Source organism: Virgibacillus salinus, from assembly GCF_900102415.1.
GTDB classification, from domain to species: Bacteria; Bacillota; Bacilli; order Bacillales; family Amphibacillaceae; genus Lentibacillus; species Lentibacillus subterraneus.
The window spans coordinates 182114-201211 of sequence record NZ_FNKD01000004.1; the positions used below are offsets into that span (position 1 = coordinate 182114).

19 protein-coding genes are annotated in these 19098 nt (G+C 38.0%); 12 read left to right on the forward strand and 7 right to left on the reverse strand.

The window, feature by feature from the left end; all coding sequences use genetic code 11:
• The first annotated feature begins 26 nt into the window (after window positions 1-26).
• A complete protein-coding gene (locus tag BLS02_RS16500; protein WP_092494131.1) occupies window positions 27-956 on the forward strand; it encodes an SDR family NAD(P)-dependent oxidoreductase in 930 nt (309 codons plus the stop codon).
• Between the two features lie 47 nt (window positions 957-1003).
• Here the strand turns inward: BLS02_RS16500 and BLS02_RS16505 are convergent, their stop codons facing one another.
• A complete protein-coding gene (locus BLS02_RS16505) occupies window positions 1004-2434 on the reverse strand; it encodes an amidase family protein (RefSeq protein WP_302846754.1) in 1431 nt (476 codons plus the stop codon).
• A 783-nt stretch (window positions 2435-3217) separates the two neighbouring features.
• On the opposite strand from BLS02_RS16505, the gene BLS02_RS19370 reads away from it, so the two are divergent.
• The 5 genes from BLS02_RS19370 to rsgA all read left to right on the forward strand — a co-directional run bounded on the left by BLS02_RS19370 (window position 3218) and on the right by rsgA (window position 8877).
• The gene (locus BLS02_RS19370; protein WP_302846755.1) at window positions 3218-3331 is read left to right on the forward strand and encodes an RAxF-45 family protein; all 114 of its coding nucleotides are present in this window, start codon (window positions 3218-3220) and stop codon (window positions 3329-3331) included.
• A 223-nt stretch (window positions 3332-3554) separates the two neighbouring features.
• Window positions 3555-5180: a ribosomal protection-like ABC-F family protein gene (gene abc-f / locus BLS02_RS16510; RefSeq protein ID WP_092494133.1), complete on the forward strand. Its 1626-nt coding sequence runs from the start codon at window positions 3555-3557 to the stop codon at window positions 5178-5180.
• Window positions 5181-5245: 65 nt separating this feature from the next.
• Window positions 5246-6070 carry an aldo/keto reductase gene (locus BLS02_RS16515; protein ID WP_092494134.1) on the forward strand — a complete coding sequence of 275 codons (825 nt, stop codon included), beginning with the start codon at window positions 5246-5248 and terminating at the stop codon, window positions 6068-6070.
• Window positions 6071-6315: 245 nt separating this feature from the next.
• On the forward strand, window positions 6316-7212 hold the full coding sequence (gene thpD, locus BLS02_RS16520; RefSeq protein WP_092494135.1) for an ectoine hydroxylase: 897 nt from the start codon (window positions 6316-6318) through the stop codon (window positions 7210-7212).
• 600 nt (window positions 7213-7812) lie between these two features.
• Complete coding sequence (gene rsgA, locus BLS02_RS16525) at window positions 7813-8877, forward strand: ribosome small subunit-dependent GTPase A (protein WP_092494136.1); 1065 nt, start codon at window positions 7813-7815, stop codon at window positions 8875-8877.
• Window positions 8878-9168: 291 nt separating this feature from the next.
• On the opposite strand, the gene BLS02_RS16530 is transcribed toward rsgA, so the two are convergent.
• Window positions 9169-9708 (reverse strand): HD domain-containing protein, encoded by a 540-nt coding sequence (locus tag BLS02_RS16530; RefSeq protein WP_092494137.1) that lies wholly within the window; start codon window positions 9706-9708, stop codon window positions 9169-9171.
• A 263-nt stretch (window positions 9709-9971) separates the two neighbouring features.
• Here BLS02_RS16530 and BLS02_RS16535 point away from each other — a divergent pair, with 263 nt between their 5' ends.
• The 6 genes from BLS02_RS16535 (at window position 9972) to BLS02_RS16560 (ending at window position 15275) form a co-directional block, all read left to right on the forward strand.
• Complete coding sequence (locus tag BLS02_RS16535) at window positions 9972-10925, forward strand: DMT family transporter (RefSeq protein WP_092494138.1); 954 nt, start codon at window positions 9972-9974, stop codon at window positions 10923-10925.
• 17 nt (window positions 10926-10942) lie between these two features.
• A complete protein-coding gene (gene fni / locus BLS02_RS16540; RefSeq protein WP_092494139.1) occupies window positions 10943-11992 on the forward strand; it encodes a type 2 isopentenyl-diphosphate Delta-isomerase in 1050 nt (349 codons plus the stop codon).
• Between the two features lie 95 nt (window positions 11993-12087).
• The gene (locus tag BLS02_RS16545; RefSeq protein WP_092494140.1) at window positions 12088-12537 is read left to right on the forward strand and encodes a DUF2188 domain-containing protein; all 450 of its coding nucleotides are present in this window, start codon (window positions 12088-12090) and stop codon (window positions 12535-12537) included.
• Window positions 12538-12631: 94 nt separating this feature from the next.
• The gene (locus BLS02_RS16550; RefSeq protein ID WP_092494141.1) at window positions 12632-13492 is read left to right on the forward strand and encodes an MBL fold metallo-hydrolase; all 861 of its coding nucleotides are present in this window, start codon (window positions 12632-12634) and stop codon (window positions 13490-13492) included.
• A gap of 73 nt (window positions 13493-13565) precedes the next feature.
• A complete protein-coding gene (locus tag BLS02_RS16555; protein ID WP_092494142.1) occupies window positions 13566-14291 on the forward strand; it encodes a DsbA family oxidoreductase in 726 nt (241 codons plus the stop codon).
• A gap of 213 nt (window positions 14292-14504) precedes the next feature.
• Window positions 14505-15275 carry a SurA N-terminal domain-containing protein gene (locus tag BLS02_RS16560; RefSeq protein WP_175559517.1) on the forward strand — a complete coding sequence of 257 codons (771 nt, stop codon included), beginning with the start codon at window positions 14505-14507 and terminating at the stop codon, window positions 15273-15275.
• Between the two features lie 36 nt (window positions 15276-15311).
• Here the strand turns inward: BLS02_RS16560 and hisC are convergent, their stop codons facing one another.
• The 5 genes from hisC to hisH are packed head-to-tail and all read right to left on the reverse strand — an operon-like array spanning window position 15312 to window position 19091.
• Window positions 15312-16379, reverse strand: coding sequence for a histidinol-phosphate transaminase (gene hisC / locus BLS02_RS16565; protein WP_092494144.1), 1068 nt, complete (start codon window positions 16377-16379; stop codon window positions 15312-15314).
• A complete protein-coding gene (gene hisIE, locus BLS02_RS16570) occupies window positions 16372-17013 on the reverse strand; it encodes a bifunctional phosphoribosyl-AMP cyclohydrolase/phosphoribosyl-ATP diphosphatase HisIE (RefSeq protein WP_092494145.1) in 642 nt (213 codons plus the stop codon). Before hisIE ends, hisC begins: the two co-directional genes overlap by 8 nt.
• A complete protein-coding gene (gene hisF, locus BLS02_RS16575; RefSeq protein ID WP_092494146.1) occupies window positions 17013-17777 on the reverse strand; it encodes an imidazole glycerol phosphate synthase subunit HisF in 765 nt (254 codons plus the stop codon). Before hisF ends, hisIE begins: the two co-directional genes overlap by 1 nt.
• Window positions 17767-18489, reverse strand: coding sequence for a 1-(5-phosphoribosyl)-5-[(5-phosphoribosylamino)methylideneamino]imidazole-4-carboxamide isomerase (hisA, locus tag BLS02_RS16580; RefSeq protein WP_092494147.1), 723 nt, complete (start codon window positions 18487-18489; stop codon window positions 17767-17769). The genes hisF and hisA overlap by 11 nt, the downstream gene beginning before the upstream one ends.
• Window positions 18486-19091 (reverse strand): imidazole glycerol phosphate synthase subunit HisH, encoded by a 606-nt coding sequence (hisH, locus tag BLS02_RS16585; protein WP_092494148.1) that lies wholly within the window; start codon window positions 19089-19091, stop codon window positions 18486-18488. Before hisH ends, hisA begins: the two co-directional genes overlap by 4 nt.
• Window positions 19092-19098: the final 7 nt, after the last annotated feature.

Sequence of the window (19098 nt, forward strand, 5' to 3'; positions counted from 1 at the left end):
TGGTCAATTAATAGGAGGGAATAAAAATGAAAGTAGCATTAGTATTGGGTGCGACAGGTGGTATGGGGTATTCAATAGTTAGGGAGCTGTCGGCGCGGAATATTAAAGTGAAGGCATTTGCACGAACTAAAGGAAAACTAGAGAACATGTTTCATACAGACCCAAATGTGACAATTCATCCCGGAGACATTTTAAATCAAACCGAATTAATCGCTGCGGCAGAGAAGGTGGATGTTATTTTTAATGCAGTAAATATTCCGTATGATGAGTGGGAGGATAAGCTGCATCTCTTAACGAATAATGTACTTGAAACTGCAAGACAAGTTAAATCCAAGCTTGCAGTTGTAGATAATATCTATGCATATGGGAAAAATACCGGTGTCAAGGTCAATGAATCTACTCCAAAATACCCTCATACCAAAAAAGGGAAACTACGCATGGAAATGGGTGAATTGATTAAGGAGTCTGAAATCCCTTATTTAATAGTGCATTTTCCAGATTTTTATGGGCCTTACGTAGAGAATGGACAAATTAATTATACCTTACGACAGATGGTTGCTGACAAAAAAGCAGGTTTTATCGGCAGACATAATATAGCAAGAGAGCATATTTACACTCCTGATGGTGCAAAGGCAATGGTAGAACTTAGTATGCATGAAGCTGCGTATGGACAACACTGGAATATTCCTGCTGCTGATGTGATTACTGGTGAGGAAATCATTGATATAGCAAAATCTATAACTGGATACAGTAAACGTGTATTTACTATTACGAAAACCTTGATTAGATTTCTTGGTGTATTCAATAAACAAATGCGTGAATTTGCAGAGATGCAGTATTTGAATGAGGATCCTGTAGTTTTGGATGGGAGAAAGTATGAGGAGAATATTGGTTCGATTCCCAAAACTCCTTTTCATGAAGGATTAAAGGAATCCATTGCTTCCTATCAAAGATAACAGTAGAGCCAGTTTCATCAACTAATCGATGAAAGCTGGCTCCTTAGTTAGTCAATCATAGGTGCTTTTCTTTGTTTTGTTGCTTGTTCATAAGCATATGCTAATTCGATAAGTTTCTCTTCTGTGAAGGCTTTTCCTGTAAATGTTATGCCGACCGGTTTTCCTTCTGTTGTATATCCTGCTGGAACGGTTATGGAAGGGTAGCCTGCTTTTGCGGCAATACCGGCACCATAATTATTCGCAAATATTAATGCGTCTAAATTATTCTCGTACATTGCTCCGTCGATACCTTGTTCCTGTGACATCTGAATATCATTTAATCTGGCATTGATATATTCTGCCTCAACTAGTTTTCCACTTTTCTCATCTGACTGCTCGAGAACTGTCTGTCCGTATTTCAGAGCTTCTTCTCCAAAAAATTCATTTAATTGAATCACTTCTTCTAACGAATGAACTGGGAAGTTATTGGATAAGTTTTTCAAGTATGCATTTACACCACTTTTAAACTCATGAAGGAGTACGTTAACATCGTTTAAATTGGTCGGCAAGCTAATTGGATCAATCAATTCTGCACCTGATTTTTGTAAATCTGCTAAAGCAGTGTTAATTATGGTTAGTTCTTCATCATCAAGTCCTTCCAGGTAATCACGTGAGATGCCAAGTTTGGCATTATTCAATCCGTCCATATTCAGGGCTGAGGAATAATCTTGTGTAAGACCTTTCTTGATAAGTGAAGTAGCTGCATCTTTTGCATCAGCACCTGAAAGTGCTCCTAATAAAGTGGCAGCATCTTCTACAGTTCGAGTCATGGGACCGGCAGTATCCTGGCTATTTGATATCGGGATAATTCCCGTTCTGCTTAATAATCCAACAGTAGGTTTAATGCCAACAAGTGAGTTACTGCTTGCTGGGCTAAGAATTGAACCACTAGTTTCTGTACCAATTGCACCTGCAGCAAGGTTAGCTGCTACGCCTGCTCCAGAGCCTGCACTGGATCCTCCGACATCAAACTTGCCTAGGCCATATGGATTCATAACTTGGCCACCTAATGAGCTGTATCCATTCGGCATACCGTCTGTCATAAAATTTGCCCACTCAGTCAGGTTGGTTTTTCCCAGAATTACTGCACCTGCTTCGCGCAGCTTGTTAACGATAAAGGCATCTTCTTTTGCATAATTGTTTTCCAAAGCTAGTGAACCTGCAGTGGTATGTGTTTTATCCCCTGTATCGATGTTATCTTTAACCAGGATGGGGATTCCGTGAAGCGGTCCACGTGATCCCTTTTGTTCTCTCTCAACATCCAATGCTTCAGCGATATGCAAAGCCTCAGGATTGACTTCTAATACAGCATTAACCGTTTCGTTGTATTTGGCGATATTTTCTAAGTACTTCATCGTTAGCTTCTTTGCTGATAGGTTTCCAGTTTCCATTTCGTTCTGCATCTCGGATATGGTTGCTTCGTTAAGTGTGAATGACAATATATTCTCCCCTTTGTTAAAAATTTTTATCGTATGTTATTCGATTTTCTGATTCCACTGTACTGTAAAAATGAAAAATCACATAATTATAAGTTCATATTAACATTTTTACTGATTCATTATCCTACTAATTTAAAATTTATCTAAAATTGCATCATTTATGTGGCGGGAGTATACTTATATCAAAAAGTAATGAATTACAATAAGGTAGCTTGAATTGAAATAATTCATCGGAAGAATTGTACAGGGAACTTGTGAAATGAATGAACAAAAATCAGTTTCGCAGTTTTTGGAACCGGGCAAGGATAAATTTACACTATAACATCGCACAAAGATTAGGATTTATGTTCGACAAGGGAACAGAGATAGAATTTATTGAATTTAATGGTTCTTGATCATTCAATTGACGGTAACGCATCTCTGAGTAAACTAGTGGTAGACCGAAGTTAGGGCATACTGTACTAAACCGAAAGGAGTTGAGCGTTATGGCGGATAAGGAACAAGATAAGAAGGAGCAAGAACGATTCACGCAAACCTTTGAACAAATTGAAATAATACACAATCCAAAGACTAAGAAATCCAGCAATAAAGAATAGATGATACTGAACGGGAAACATATAATGAACAGTCTATCATGATTGATTCGAGTGTCGCAGCAGTTTATATCAACTACGTTATGATTTCATTGCTTTGATGAAGCAACAATCTTTTAGAAAACAGCCTAGGCATTATTGACTCAAAACAGTTTTTCGAATAAACTAAATTTAAAAGGAGGTGGGTTAGATGAATTTTACTGGTAGTGGCATAGCAAAATTCAAAGAATATCTTTGGATGCGTTATGCGATTTTTTCCGATGTTTCTTTACAAGGGATACGTATGTCCTTTTTTAGCAGTTAAGAAAGTATAAATACTTTCTTACTGCATAAGGGCAACTAAGGCTTATCTATATTAAAGCTTGGCGATAAGCCAAGTTTTCTAAAGAAAAATTTAGCGGAAAACTATCAGTAGGAGACATCTACCCACAAACGGAATTATCATCAAAAAGGCGGTGGAGAATGACTCTCTAGCGTCTTTTTTATTTCCCATAGTAGTTGTCTCTTCTAAATGGAGGAAGAGAATAATGATTATATGCAGTATACAAAATGTCACACAAACAATTGCCGCGAACACAATCTTTGAAGAGATTTCATGTGAAATCAAGCAGGGTGACCGAATAGGTTTGATTGGAAGAAATGGTGAAGGGAAGACAACTCTATTAGATTTAATAGCTAAAAAAACGCAGCCTGTTGAAGGCACGATTACCTGGAAAAAAGATTCGACAGTGGGTTTATTGCAACAAGTACCGCAAATTGCTGAAGATAGGAAAGTTGAAGCAATACTCTATGATGTTTTTACGGCTATGGAAGAATTAAAAATGCAAATGTCAAAATTGGAACGTGCCATGTCAGAGGAAACGGACGCTGATGAGCTAACACGTCATATTGAGAAATATGGATCCTTACAAGAAAAATTTCAGCAGGATGGCGGTTATGAAATTGATTCACAAATAAGAAGAATCATGAGCGGACTTAAAATAGATGATCTGGCTGAAAAAGAATGGCAGCAGCTTAGTGGCGGTGAGCGGACAAAGGTTGGTTTAGCGCAGTTGTTATTAAAGTCACCTGACCTGCTGCTATTGGATGAGCCAACGAACCACTTGGACCTCTCAGCGATTGAATGGCTTACTAACTTCATCAATAACTACAGTGGGACAATTATTATTGTTTCACATGATCGCTACTTTTTGGATGAAACGGTAACATCCATTTTGGAGATGGATCAAGGTGAACTGATTAAATATCTTACCAATTATTCAAATTACGTAAAAGAACGGGAAGAGCGCTTACTTCAGGAATTTCAGCAATATGAGGATCAGCAAAAGAGAGTTAAAAAGATGAAAGAGACAATAAAAAGATTGAAAGAATGGGCTAATCAGGCTAACCCGCCTAATGCCGGATTACATCGCCGGGCAAAAAGTATGGAAAAAGCTTTAGCCCGAATCGAACTGATGAAACGGCCTATTCTTGACCATAAAAAGATTGACCTTGATTTTCAATCGAATAAACGAAGTGGAAATGATGTTGTGTTCGTGGAAAGGGCTCGAAAAGCTTACGGTGAAAAGCAGTTATTTTCAAACATTAATATGCATGTCCGCTTTCAGGAACGAGTCGCAATTATTGGTGAAAATGGTAGTGGAAAATCAACAATGCTGAAAATGATTTTAGGTACTGAAAGATTGGATGAGGGTGTGATGAAATTAGGCAGTAATTTGTCAGTAGGGTTCTTATCGCAGCATATGTTTGAGATAGATGGTGATCAGTCCATACTTGATGAATTCCGTGATCAGGTTCATGTTACAGAAGGTGATGCGCGAGGAATATTGGCGAAATACCTTTTTTATGGGAAAACAGTCTTTCAAAAAGTGAAAAGCTTAAGTGGCGGAGAAAAGATGCGACTTCGGTTGGCACAATTAGTTCACCAGAACCACAACCTGCTAATTCTGGATGAACCAACGAACCATTTAGATATCGAGTCAAAGGAAGTATTGGAGGAAGCTTTAGATCAATTTGATGGAACCATAATCGCTGTCTCTCATGATCGTTATTTTCTTGATAAGATTTTTTCAAAGACGTACTGGCTGGCTGAAGAAAGCCTCATGAAATACGAAGGGAATTATACCTTTGCGAGGGCAAAACGACAAGCATAGCATTTTTTCCTGCGTATACCATGTGATAAACTATACTTCACTACAGCATGAAAGGGAGTATATAAATGCAATATATTACATTAAACAATGGTAATCGCATGCCCCAACTTGGGTTTGGCGTGTGGCAGGTACCCGATGAAGAAGCAACTCCAGCTGTATCGAAAGCACTTGAAGTCGGGTATCGATCCATTGATACGGCAAAGGTATATGAAAACGAAAGTGGAGTAGGTAAAGCACTAGCAACTAGTTCTGTGTCGCGTGAAGATTTATTTATTACGACAAAGGTTTGGAATAGCGACCAGGGATACGACAATACTTTAAAGGCATTTGACAAAAGTCTGGAAAAACTGGGAATTGATTATGTTGATTTATATCTGATTCATTGGCCAACCCCGGAATTTGATGACTATGTCGAGACGTATAAAGCGATGGAAAAGCTTTATAATGATGGCCGAGCTAAAGCAATCGGTGTTTGTAATTTTAATATTGAACATCTCCAGCGTTTGTTGGATGAATGTGATGTAGTGCCGGCTGTGAATCAAGTGGAATGCCACCCATATTTACAGCAAAATGAGCTAAAAGACTTCTGTGAAAAGCATAATATTTACTTAGAAGCTTGGAGCCCATTAATGAATGGCGGCGAAGTTTTAAATAACGATGCAGTTAAGCAAATTGCGAATAAATATGGCAAAACTTCAGCACAGGTAATTATTCGCTGGCACCTTCAATCTGATGCAATCGTAATTCCAAAATCAGTTACGCCATCACGAATAGAAGAAAACTTTAATGTGTTTGATTTTGAATTAAGTGCAGATGATATGAATGAGATTTCTAAACTGGGTCGTAATCAGCGAAAAGGCCCTGAACCAAGTGAAATGAATAAGCGGTGAGAAAGGAACAGACGCGGATTGAATCTGCGTCTGTTTTTAGTTTACTATCTAAAAATAGCGGGTAATTTGCAATTATAGAATAGTAATTATATAATAATTCCAAACAATTTTTATATTAGGATTTTAACTCCTAAATAATACTGACAAATATTCGTTATATAGTTGCAGGGAAGTTTCCCGGTGATGTCGGGAACTTAACAATATAGAAAACTTTTATGAAAAATACTTAATAGGGAGTGTTTAGAATGAAAGATCTATATCCTTCAAGAAAAAAGGACCAGCCGGAAATTTTGGAACGGAAGGACCCTGTGATTCACACAGATCGATCTCTTGATCATCATGCTCCTATTTCCAAACAACAACTTGATTCTTATAAAAAAAATGGGTTTTTGCAAATTGAGAATTTCTTCTCGGATGAAGAAGTTAAAGATATGCAGAAAGCCATTTTTGAATTACAAGATTCTACTAAGCATGTCACGTCTGATAAAGTAATTCGAGAGCCGGAAAGTGATGATATTCGTTCCATTTTTCACGTTCATAAAGATGATAATTACTTTAAAGATGTCGCAAATGATCAGCGAATACTGGATATCGTCAACCATCTGTTGGGGAGTGATGTCTATATTCATCAATCCCGCATTAATTACAAGCCAGGGTTTAAGGGGAAAGAATTTGACTGGCATTCTGACTTTGAAACATGGCACGCAGAAGATGGTATGCCACGGATGAGAGCTGTCAGCTTATCGATAGCATTATCCGACAATTATACGTTTAACGGGCCTTTGATGCTTATACCAGGGTCCCAAAACTACTATGTTAGTTGTGTAGGGGAAACGCCCGATAATAATTATAAAGAATCATTGAAGAAACAAAAAGTTGGTGTACCTGATGAGGATAGCCTGCGCTGGCTTGCTGAAAAAGGCGGTGGGATATCTGTTCCAACAGGAAAAGCAGGCTCAATCACGCTTTTTGAGAGCAATACCATGCACGGTTCAACAAGTAATATTACACCTTATCCGCGTAACAATTTATTCATGGTGTACAACAGTGTGGAAAACCGCTTAGTTGAGCCGTTCTCAGGAAATAAGAAACGTCCTGAGTATATAGCTGTACGGGATAGTGGTATCCCAGCAATGAGCTAACTTAAAATAAAGTCTAGCCGGGAAACTTCCTGAGTATCTTAGCTAGAAGGAAAGCAGATGTCGCTTATAGTTGACATCTGCTTTTTTAACTGCTTAGGAAACTATAAATCTTGAGCACTGTGGAAAACTAACTAAGCTATCTAGCGGCGTCCAGCTCCGACGTACAGGACGTACTAGTGCCGGTGACGCCACAGGACGTAGCGTTCTCACCGGCCAGCGCCCAGCGACTAGCGCAACTTCCTTCACCTTCGTACGATAAGTCAACATCGGCTCACTTTGGTCGCCGTGTTTCCTTTATCTCAAAGAGTTGTCGGAAGTTCAACTAAGGTCGCCACTTTGCGCGGCAACGTTAAACCACCCGCGATGCGCGGGCGCAGTTCGTACGTCGCTAAACAGGCGCTTATGCTTTTGTTCCTTGACTTTTTTTAAAAAATGTATAATTATTAAATTATAGAATTTTGTTCATCCATTTTGAAAGGAGTGGTGTTTAATGGCAATTGTAAATCAAATTTCAGTAAACCAGCACACACGTAGTAAAATGGAGGGACAGTCCGTGTAAAGTACGACTTTTCCTCCAACATTAAGGAGGAAATTTTAAAATTGGAGAAGTTGAAACAAATTGGATGGGACGATACCATTCTGGATATTGAAAAAGATAATATTGCCCGTGTTATTACGGTGCAGAAAAATAGTTACAGGGTAACCGATGGTGACATGGATTACTTGGCGCATTTAAGTGGTAGATTTTTAAATCAGGCGTCTTCGCCACTTGATTTCCCAGCAGTGGGTGATTGGGTAGATGTACAAAAACTATCAGATGAACGTAAAGCAGTGGTTAATCGTGTTCTCACACGGAAAAGCCAGTTTATCAGACAGGCTGCTGGTACAAAGACTGAGGCGCAAATTGTTGCTGCCAATATGGATACTGTTTTTATTGTTAATTCACTTAATCATGACTTGAATCTTCGACGCATTGAACGCTATATTTTATCAACATATGAAAGTGGTGCGTCTCCTGTTGTTGTATTAACGAAGAAGGATGAATGCACTCCAGATGAAGTTCAGGATGTTATGATTCAAGTGGAAGAGATTGCGATTGGCGTGCCAATTGTAGCTATTAGTAACGTGACACGAGAAGGTATTGATGAATTGATGGAGTATTTAGCACCGCAACGAACTGCTGCATTGCTCGGTTCATCAGGTGTGGGTAAGTCCACATTGGTAAATACATTGTTGGGACAGGATATACAGGATACAAAAGGTGTCCGTGAAGCCGATAGCAAAGGCCGTCATACTACTACTCACCGGGAAATGTTCAGGCTGCCAAATGATGCTCAGCTAATTGATACACCGGGGATGCGTGAACTGCAACTATGGGAAGGCGAATCAGTAATTGAAGCAACTTTTCAGGATGTTGAAGCATTTGAAAAAGAATGCAAATTCAATGATTGCCAGCATGATACAGAACCAGGGTGCCGCATTCAGGAAGCACTGAACAATGGTGAGTTGGATGAGGATCGCTATCAAAGCTATCTCAAACTTCAACGAGAACTCGCATATGAAAAAAGAAAACAGAATCAAAAAGCAATGCTGGAAGAGAAAAATAAATGGAAAAAAGTATCGAAACAGCAGCGGGAAAACTATAATTTCCGTAAAATGCGATAATAAAGAGCGTTCTTCCTTGTTCTAAAAAGGAAGGCGCTCTTTTTTAGCAGTTAAAAAATCAACAGGTCTGTCGGGTGCGCAGCTATCATCTACTATGAAAAAGGCAAACTTGAATCTTAATAATTAATTTTAGATACAAATACAAAGTATAAAGGAGTTCTAAGAAAGCAAAATACGCTCTCATAAGAATTCCTTTAACGAATGTCAAATTTTTAATGGTTGACTTGATAATGAAGTCGAGAAGCTTCAACCAGATACGTAAAACTCTAACTCAGCAAGATATTAGGAACTTCAACCAAATACACGCTTGACCGCGTCCGTGAACTCTTGAAAGTAAGCTGGCACCTCACTATCTTCTAATCCTACACTCATGTTTTGAGCAATTGATTCGTTATACCATTTCTGCTGATTGTAACCGGCATTAAAATTCTCCCACAATAATTCACCTTGGCGTGCATATTCTTTTTCCATAGAAAGCAAGTTATCTAATTTGTCGGCAACAATTAGATACTTCACTTCTTTTTCGGCATATTTTACTGTGTCAATTGTATGCTGTTTACGCTCCTGCCATGATCTCGATTTATCCTCAGTATGAGCAGATACGAGATGTGCGACCCTAGGACCGAAAACTGATTCAATATCCTCGATTTCATAAGGGGTATCTTCGACGACATCATGTAAATATCCAGCACAAACTACTTCATCACTAAAACCGGAATCTTCCAATATCTTTGCGACACGAATTGGATGTGTAATATATAGTGCATCTGAACTTTTTCGTTTCTGCCCCTCATGTGCTTTTTCAGCAAAGGCCTTAGCCTGTTGTATCATGTGTTTTCCTCCTTGTCACTTTTGCAGAGTAATTGTAAATGCTATTGTTATATAACTGTACTATCAAATTCGTTATTTTACTATGTTTTGGTAAGAATTTTGGTAGTTTCTATTATAAGCTTCTTCCAATCTAATAACTAAGCAAGTATACTTAATAACAGACTATATAGATGCACATGATAGAGAATTATTAGATTATAAGAAGTGAACTAGCCAATCGATTAGTCGTTTTAATTAGTATGAATTTAGAAAGAAGGATATAGATGAAAAATGACCAATCAATCGCAATATATTTTTGGTTGCTTCTTGTCCCTTTATTTTGGGGAGGTGCTTTTGTAGCAGCTGAGCATATTATTACAGAAATACCTCCTGTTACGGCAGCAGCCTTTCGGTTTGGATCAGCCGGTATTTTATTACTAGTATTTGTTTTAGCACGAAAAAAACTGGATTTCACAGCCATTAAAAAGCAATGGCTCTCCATTTTGTTAATGGCTATAACAGGTATTTTTGGCTATAATTTTTTCTTTTTCACAGCGTTAGATATTACTTCTGCAATCAATGGGTCACTAATCGTAGCAACAACGCCTGTTCTTCTAACCTTTGGTGCTGTTCTTTTTTTGGGTGAAGTTTGGAATAAACAACTTGGATTTGGCCTAATATTATCACTATTAGGAGTTGTTGTTGTAATCTCAAAAGGATCAATAGAGACACTGCTGAATCTAGAGTTTAATTCAGGCGATCTTTTATTTATTGGCGGGTTAATTTGCTGGGTTAGTCATGGACTGTTAGGTAAAGTTGCAATGCGTGATGTTTCCCCTGTTGTAACGACGACTTTAACTACATTAATTGGTTCTATATTTCTTGCAATCTTTTCTATTCCAGAAAAGGGATGGGACAATATCTTTTCCATGTCTACTCAAGGCTGGGGAGAAATGTTGTTTATGATTATTTGCTCTTCTGTCGTAGGTTTCTTATTATGGAATCATGGGATTAAGCAGATTGGAGCAAGCAAAGCGAGTATTTATATGAATTTAGTGCCAATTAATACTGCTTTGCTAGCAGTATGGCTTTATGCTTCTCAAATTACATGGCCGCAAATTATTGGTATGATAATGGTAATAACAGGTGTTTATTTTGTAACATTTCATCAATATTTGAAGAATAAACGTGTTCGCCAAAAAATGGCTCGTTTTGAAAATAAATCAGTAAATAATTAGAGTTGGGATGTGTAATGATGGAGGAAGGAATTAACAAGCGTAAAACAGAACATATTCGCCATTGCTTAACAGGTAATGTAGAAGGGGTGAACAAATCAACTGGATTGGAAGGGATATCTTTTATACATAATGCATTACCTGAAATAAACTTTGATGATATAAACCTGTCTGCCACCTTCTTGGATAAGCAATTAAAGGCACCTTTTCTTGTAAGTTCAATGACTGGCGGGTCAGAACTTGCAACTAAGATTAATCAAAATCTAGCTGTAGCGGCAGAAGAAAAAGGGTGGGCAGTTGGGCTCGGTTCAACCCGTGCCTTTTTGGAAAGTGATGCACATAAGGATTCTTTTTTGATTCGTAAACAAGCACCTACTGTACCATTGATAGCAAATATTGGTGCAGTACAGTTGAATTATGGATATGGTGCCGAAGATTGTCAGCGAATTGTTGATTTGACAGGTGCGGATTCTATCTACTTACATCTTAATCCGTTACAGGAAGCAGTTCAGGATGAAGGGGATTTGGATTTCGAAAACTTGCTGTCCAAAATAGAGAAAGTATGTACAGCCTTGGATGTTCCTGTAGGTGTAAAAGAGGTCGGCTTTGGAATTGATGGAACGGTAGCAAAAAAGTTGTATGACGCAGGGATTTCATATATTGATGTTGCCGGTGCAGGCGGTACTTCTTGGAGTCAGGTTGAAAAACTACGTTCGAAAGATCCGTTGAAAAAAGCGGCAGCCGAGGCTTTTAATAATTGGGGAATACCAACGAAGGATTGTATTGTTTCCGTAAGGGATGTCTTACCTGATGCTCCAATTGTGTCAAGTGGAGGTATGAAGACTGGTGTGGATGCAGCCAAGGCACTGACGATCGGAGCGGATATAGTAGGGTTTGCCCGTAAATTACTGCAGGCTGCGACAGAGTCAGCCGAAGCTGTTATTCAGACAATGGATCAGATTGAGCTTGAACTGAAAATGACGATGCTTGGTGTTGGAGCAAAGACGATTACTGACTTAAAAAATACGAAACGAGTCACGATTATGGGACAATCGTTGCTCGAAGATTAATAAATCAGCTGTTTGCCATCGTGGTGAACAGTTTTTTTATGTTTAAGACAAATCACACAGGGTAGACTATTTAAAAAATTGAGGGAGGACTGTCAATGCCTTGGACATTAAACAACTATCCGTCGTCGATGAAGAATTTAAATCATGTAACAAAAAAGAAGGCGATTGATATTGCTAATTCAATGATTGATGAAGGCTATGAAGAGGGACAGGCAATTCCTATTGCAATGGAACAAGCAAAAGAATGGCGGCAAAATGCAGACGAGGACGAAGTTGATTCATATGAGAAAAATGGCAATACAATAGAACGCTCAGAAGAGGGTAAAAAGTACGAAAGCAACCCTGAACGGTTAGAAGAAGCGGAGCATGTTATAGCACATAATGATGGTTGGGCCGTGAAATCAAGTAATGCCCAACGAGCAAGTGATGTTTTTGATAATAAAAATGATGCTGTCGAACGTGCTCGTGAAATCGCCAATAATAAAGGAACATCTTTAAAAATATATAAACAGGATGGTTCTATTCAGGAAAACCATTCATATTAGGATACTGAGAACTGCTCACATGGTGTGGGCAGTTTTTTATTAATAAATTAATAATTACATTCTAATACTAAGGAAAAAAGGAGGACGTTATCAAATGGATAAAGAATTACACGAGAGTAAAGATAATAAAACAATACCAATGACTTCTATTACAAGTGGGTCGGGGCAAGAGGTATTAAACGGTGTGTATTATTATACAGACCAGATTGTGAATATAAGCTTTATTGGCTTTCCTGGTGAAGGGGATTGGGTGCTTGTTGATGCTGGGCTTCCAAAAGCAGCGGCAGAGATACGCTCCGTTGTCGTGGATCGTTTTGGAAGAGATAGTCAACCATCTGCAGTCATTTTAACTCATGGACACTTTGATCATGTAGGCGGGTTACTTGAATTAGTTGAAGAATGGGATGTTCCTGTTTACGCACATGAGCTTGAACTTCCTTATTTAACTGGAGAAAAAAGCTATCCAAAGCCAGATTCAACAGTTGAAGGTGGGTTTTTGGCTAAAATTTCGGGGATGTATCCGAATGAACCGATTAATATCGGAAATGCGGTTCAAGCGTTGCCCGAAGATAATAGTGTACCAGGACTTGATGACTGGCAATGGATTCATACACCTGGTCACTCACCGGGACATGTATCGTTCTACCGGGAAAAGGATTCATTACTTCTATCTGGTGATGCTTTTATAACCGTTAGACAGGATTCATTTTATAATGTCTTGATGCAAACTGTAGAAGTGAATGGGCCGCCTAGATATCTAACAACAGACTGGCAGGCGGCAAAAGATTCGGTAGAAAAGCTTGAAGCATTGCAGCCAGAAATCGTAGTACCTGGTCATGGGTCAGTTATGAAAGGCGAGGAACTAAAGGAAGGGTTAAAAAAACTTGTTCAAACGTTTGATCAATCAGCAATACCAGATTATGGACGATTTGTAGATGACAATAAAAAGCAATAATTAAATATAAGCACAACATTTACTGTAAAGGATTAAGCTATGCTACAATAATTACAGAAATGAGGTGTTTTCCATGAAGATAGAAGTATGGTCAGATTTTGTATGCCCATTTTGCTATATTGGTAAACGTAGGTTGGAAATGGCATTGGAGAAGTTTTCACATAATGATAAGGTAAATTTAGAATATAAAAGCTATGAATTGGATCCTAATGCAGAAAAGAACCCTGGAAAAAATATTCATGAATTATTAGCTGGTAAGTATGGCATGAGTGTAGAGAAAGCCAAGAACTCAAATGAAGAGCTGGGCAAACAAGCAGCTGACATTGGATTAACGTATAACTTTGATACGATGCAGCATACAAACACATTCGATGCTCATCGTGTTGCGAAGTATGCAGATGAGAATGGTAAGGGAAAAGAAATGACGGAACGATTGCTAAAAGCATATTTTACTGAATCTAAACTTATTAGTGATCATGCTACATTAATTGAACTTGCGGATGAAGTAGGATTAAATAAGGATGAAGTTACAAAGCTGTTAAAAGTCGATGATTATGCAATTCATGTTCGTGCTGACGAAGAACAGGCAAGACAGATAGGTGTTCAAGGTGTTCCATTTTTTGTATTTAATGAAAAATATGCTGTATCTGGCGCACAGCCATCGGAAGCTTTCTCCGAAGTGATTGAAAAGGTCTGGGAAGAAGAAAACGAAAAACCAGTGTTACAAACATTAAATCCTAAGAAATCAAAGACCACTTACTGTACAGACGAAGGCTGCGAAGTAGAGGATGAAGACTAGGGGATACTGAAATTAGCTCTCAAGCTTTTCTAAAATTAATTACGGCAGAATTATGTAAAAAATATAAGCTAACGTAACTGAAATGTTAATTAAGGGCGTAAAGGCTTATGGGGCAAGCCTGGAGGATACTTAACCATATTTTTGGGTATTTGCTTTTACCCTTCCAAATATGTTTGAATGTAGGAACAATGAAATGAAATGAGGGAACTATCAATGAAAAAATTTATAATGTTTATAATGGCATTGAGTTTAGCCACTATTTTAGCAGCATGTGGCGGTGATGGCTCTGAGGAAAGTAAAGATAACAAAGACAAAGAAGGAAACAAAAAACAAACAGAAGAACAAGCAGGACAGGCAGGACAAGCTTCAAGCAAGCCAGTTGAAATTACAGATGAAGAAAAAGTTAAGAAGGACAAAATTGTAACAAAAATAAATGGCGAAGAAATTAAAGGTCAAACATACAATGCAACGTACGCTCAAACGAAAGTAATGATGCAACAGTATGGCCAAGATGTTAGTGATAAGAAAAAATTAAAGGAACAAACTCTAAATGCTATTGTACAACAAGAATTATTGAAACAAGATGCAGAAAAGAATGGCATTGAAGTATCAGATAAAGAAGTACAATCTCAGTTTGAGAAGGCTAAATCAAGTAATAAAGAACAATTTGAGTCAGTATTAAAACAGTATCATTTAACAGAAGAAACTTATAAAGACCAATTAGATTTCGAACTTACAGTACAGAAATATAAAGAACAACAACTAGAAGATACAAAAGTAACTGATAAAGAAGTACAAGATTACTACGATAAATTAAAAGAGCAACAAAAGAATGCTTCTAAGGAACAACAACAAGAATTGCCTAAGTTGAAAGACTTAGAAAAACAAATTAAACAACAACTGAAACAGCAAAAAGAACAGCAAAAGCTGCAAGCTAAAGTACAAGAGCTACAGAAACAAGCAGAAATTAAGCATATGATCTAAAAAGAGAAAAGCATCGTTCCCAATGGAACGATGCTTTTACTTATTTTTCAGCATTATTGAATCAAGCGTTTGTAATAAAGAGTGCATACTTTCATCTGTACCAATTGTTATTCGCAGGTAGTTTTCAATTCCTGCTTTATTAAAATGTCTTACCAGAATGTTTTGGTTTTTCAGTTCTGTATACAATATTTCTGCACGGTAATTATAGTGACTTATAAAAATAAAGTTTGTACTTGATGGAAGTACATAGAATCCTCGTTTTTTCATCTCTGTAGTGATCCATTCCCTTGTTTTGATAATTTTATGGGTTGTATCTTTAAAATGTTCAATATCCCTAATAGCTGATTCTGCGCCTGCAATAGCAAGACGATCTATTGTATATGAATTAAAGGAGTCTTTGATACGTGTTAATGCTTGGATCAAATTTGGATTTCCTAATGCAAATCCAACACGTAAGCCTGCAAGTGAACGTGATTTAGACATTGTTTGAACAACCAGTAAGTTATCATATGTGTTGATTAGAGAAACTGCAGAACCTGGAGCAAAGTCTATATATGCTTCATCAACAATTACGACCTGATCTGGATTATTATCCAGAATATCTTTTATCGTTTCCAATTCCATGTATAAACTTGTTGGGGCATTTGGGTTGGGAAAAATAACTCCGCCTTCTGACTGGAAAAATGCCTCGGATGGAATACTGAAATCACGATTAAGCGGTATTTCTTCATATGGAACGTTAAAAAGCTTAGCATACACCGGATAAAAACTATACGTGACAGCAGGAAAACGGATCTTTTGCCCACTTTCGAAAAAAGCCATAAACGAAAAGGCTAATACTTCATCTGATCCGTTTCCAATAAAAACATTGCTTGCTTCAAGATTATAATATGCACCGATTGACTCACGCAGTTGATCTGCACTCGGTGATGGGTATAAGTGTAATTTGCGTTCCAATTCTGTTTTAATGGCATCCACTACGTTTGGGGATGGAGGATAGGGATTTTCATTTGTATTTAACTTCAGTAAATTGGGAATATCAAGCTGCTCGCCGGGTACATATGGCTCTGTGCGCTTAACTGTTTCACTCCAGAATTTACTCATTTTTATTACCCTCTTTTGCAATATGGCGTCCATACAATTCTTTTTTTATATCTTCGACTGTTACTTCTAATAGTTCCATTAAAACGAGTGTGTGATAGGTTAAATCAGCAATTTCCCAGGTTACTTCCTGCTTATCATGATTCTTCGCCCCAATTATTACTTCACTTGCTTCTTCACCTACCTTTTTGAGAACTTTATCTATCCCTTCTGTGAATAAGTAAGTTGTATAGGAACCATCTACCGGCTGCTGTTTTCGTTCACTTACTTTTTTAGCTAACTGGTGTATTACGTTTCGAGTTTGTATTTCATCAGAGAAGAGAGTTTGAAAAAAGCAAGTATCATTGCCTGTATGACATGCCGGTCCAGTGGGATTAACTTGAACTAATAGGCTGTCTGCATCACAATCATAGCTGATGTTTTTGACGATTTGTTTGTTTCCGGATGTTTCTCCCTTATTCCAAAGCTGCTGCCGTTTACGGCTGAAGAACCATGTTTCACCGGTCTGTAGTGTTTTATTTAGAGAGGTTTCATTCATATACGCAAGTGTCAGCACTTCTCCTGTTTTAAAATTTTGTATTATTGCTGGGATAAGACCATTTTCGTCAAAAGAAAGCTGGTTTATATTCGTTTCCATTAGATTTCCCTCCTTACAATGATATTGCTGGCTGCAAGATATTCTTTCAAATCAGGTATTTGTATTTCACTATAATGGAATACCGATGCTGCTAGGGCAGCGTCTGCACCACCTTTTTGAAGTACATTAGCAAAATGCTCTTTAGTACCTGCGCCGCCGCTTGCAATAATTGGGATATTTACCTTGTCTGCGATTGCTCTAGTTAGCTCCAGATTATATCCGTTCTTTTCTCCATCAACATCAATTGCGTTAATGACGATTTCTCCGGCCCCAAGCTGTTCTCCTTTAATTGCCCATTCGATTGCGTCTATCTCGGTATTTGTACGTCCGCCGTTGATATAAACCTGCCACGTATTTTCACTTACCGCCTTGGCATCAATGGAAAGCACGACACATTGACTGCCAAATTTTAAAGCGGCGTCTTTTATTAATTGAGGGTTTTTAATTGCTGCACTGTTTATCGATACTTTATCCGCCCCGGCTCTTAGTGTTTGATGAATATCAGTTATAGTCCGGATTCCTCCACCAACAGAAAAAGGTATAGCTATTTCTGCTGCAACATTTTCAACTACATCGAGAAAGATATTGCGGTTTTCATTGGACGCTGTTATATCGTAAAAGACAAGTTCATCAGCTCCAGCTTGGTTATACTTTTTAGCTAAGTCTACCGGATCATCAACATCCTGGATATTTTGAAATTTACGCCCTTTAACAACGCGGCCTTTATCGACATCCAGGCAAGGAACAATTCGTTTAGCCAGCATTATTTACACCATCCAATAGTGATTCAAATGTTATTGTTCCGTCATATAATGCTTTTCCAATAATAGCACCATACAGGTTCATTGATTTTAGCCGATTGATGTCGGCCTTTGTAGATACTCCGCCGGAAGCGATCAGGTTAATTGAAGTAGTATCTTTTATTTCCTGCAATTCATTAAAGTTTGGCCCTTTTAACATGCCATCCTTTAAAATGTCGGTATATATTATTGTTTTAACACCTAGTCGTTCTAGTTCTTTAACAAGTTCAGTTGCTTTCACACTGCTTGTTTCCGTCCAGCCATCAGTGGCTACATATCCATTTCTTGCATCAATCGATACGGCAATTTGTTCTCCGTATTCACGAATAGACCGTTGCAGGAATTCTTTATCATTAATTGCTGCTGTGCCAACAATAACTCGATCAACTCCTGCTTCTAAATAGTCTTTAATTTTATGTGAAGAACGAATTCCGCCACCAACTTGAATCGGGATTGTTGTTTGTTGAGCAATGGCCTTGATGGAATCTATATTGCTCGATTCACCTGTTTTAGCTCCATCAAGGTCCACGATATGAAGGTAGGTTGCTTGTTTGTCCTGCCATTGCTTTGCTGCCTCAACTGGAGAATCATGATATATCTTTTCTTGTTTATAGTCTCCTTGAATTAGGCGAACACATTTACCATTTCTAATATCAATAGCTGGAAATAGAATCATGAAATCATCTCCCCGAAGTTTTGTAATAGCTGTAATCCAACTTCACCACTCTTTTCGGGGTGAAATTGCATTCCAATAATATTTTCTTTTTGTACCACTGCAGGAACCATACCACCATAATCAGCACTACTTACAAGGTCTTCCTTCTGATAGGAGCTAACTGCATAGGAGTGAACAAAGTATACATAGGCATTTTCCTTAATGTTACTTAAAAGTGGGTTTTTTTGGCGATGTGATAGGGTATTCCAGCCCATATGTGGAACCTTTACCGATTCAGCAATTCGTTTAACATCGCCTTGAATGAGTCCAAGTCCTTGCCAATCTCCATCTTCATAGCTTCGCTCATAGAACAGTTGCATACCTAAACAGATTCCAAGCAATGGTTTACCAGAAGATGCTTCTTGTTGAATAGTACGTATTAAATCTAATTCACCAAGCGCTTCGATTGCATCTTTAAACGCACCAACACCAGGAAGTATGATTGCTGTGGCATTTTCAATTGTTTGTTTATCAGTCGTTAAGCAGGAGTCCAATTCTAGCTTAGTTAACGCAAATTGCAGGCTTTTAATATTACCAGCCCCATAGTCGATTATTGCAATCATAAGATAA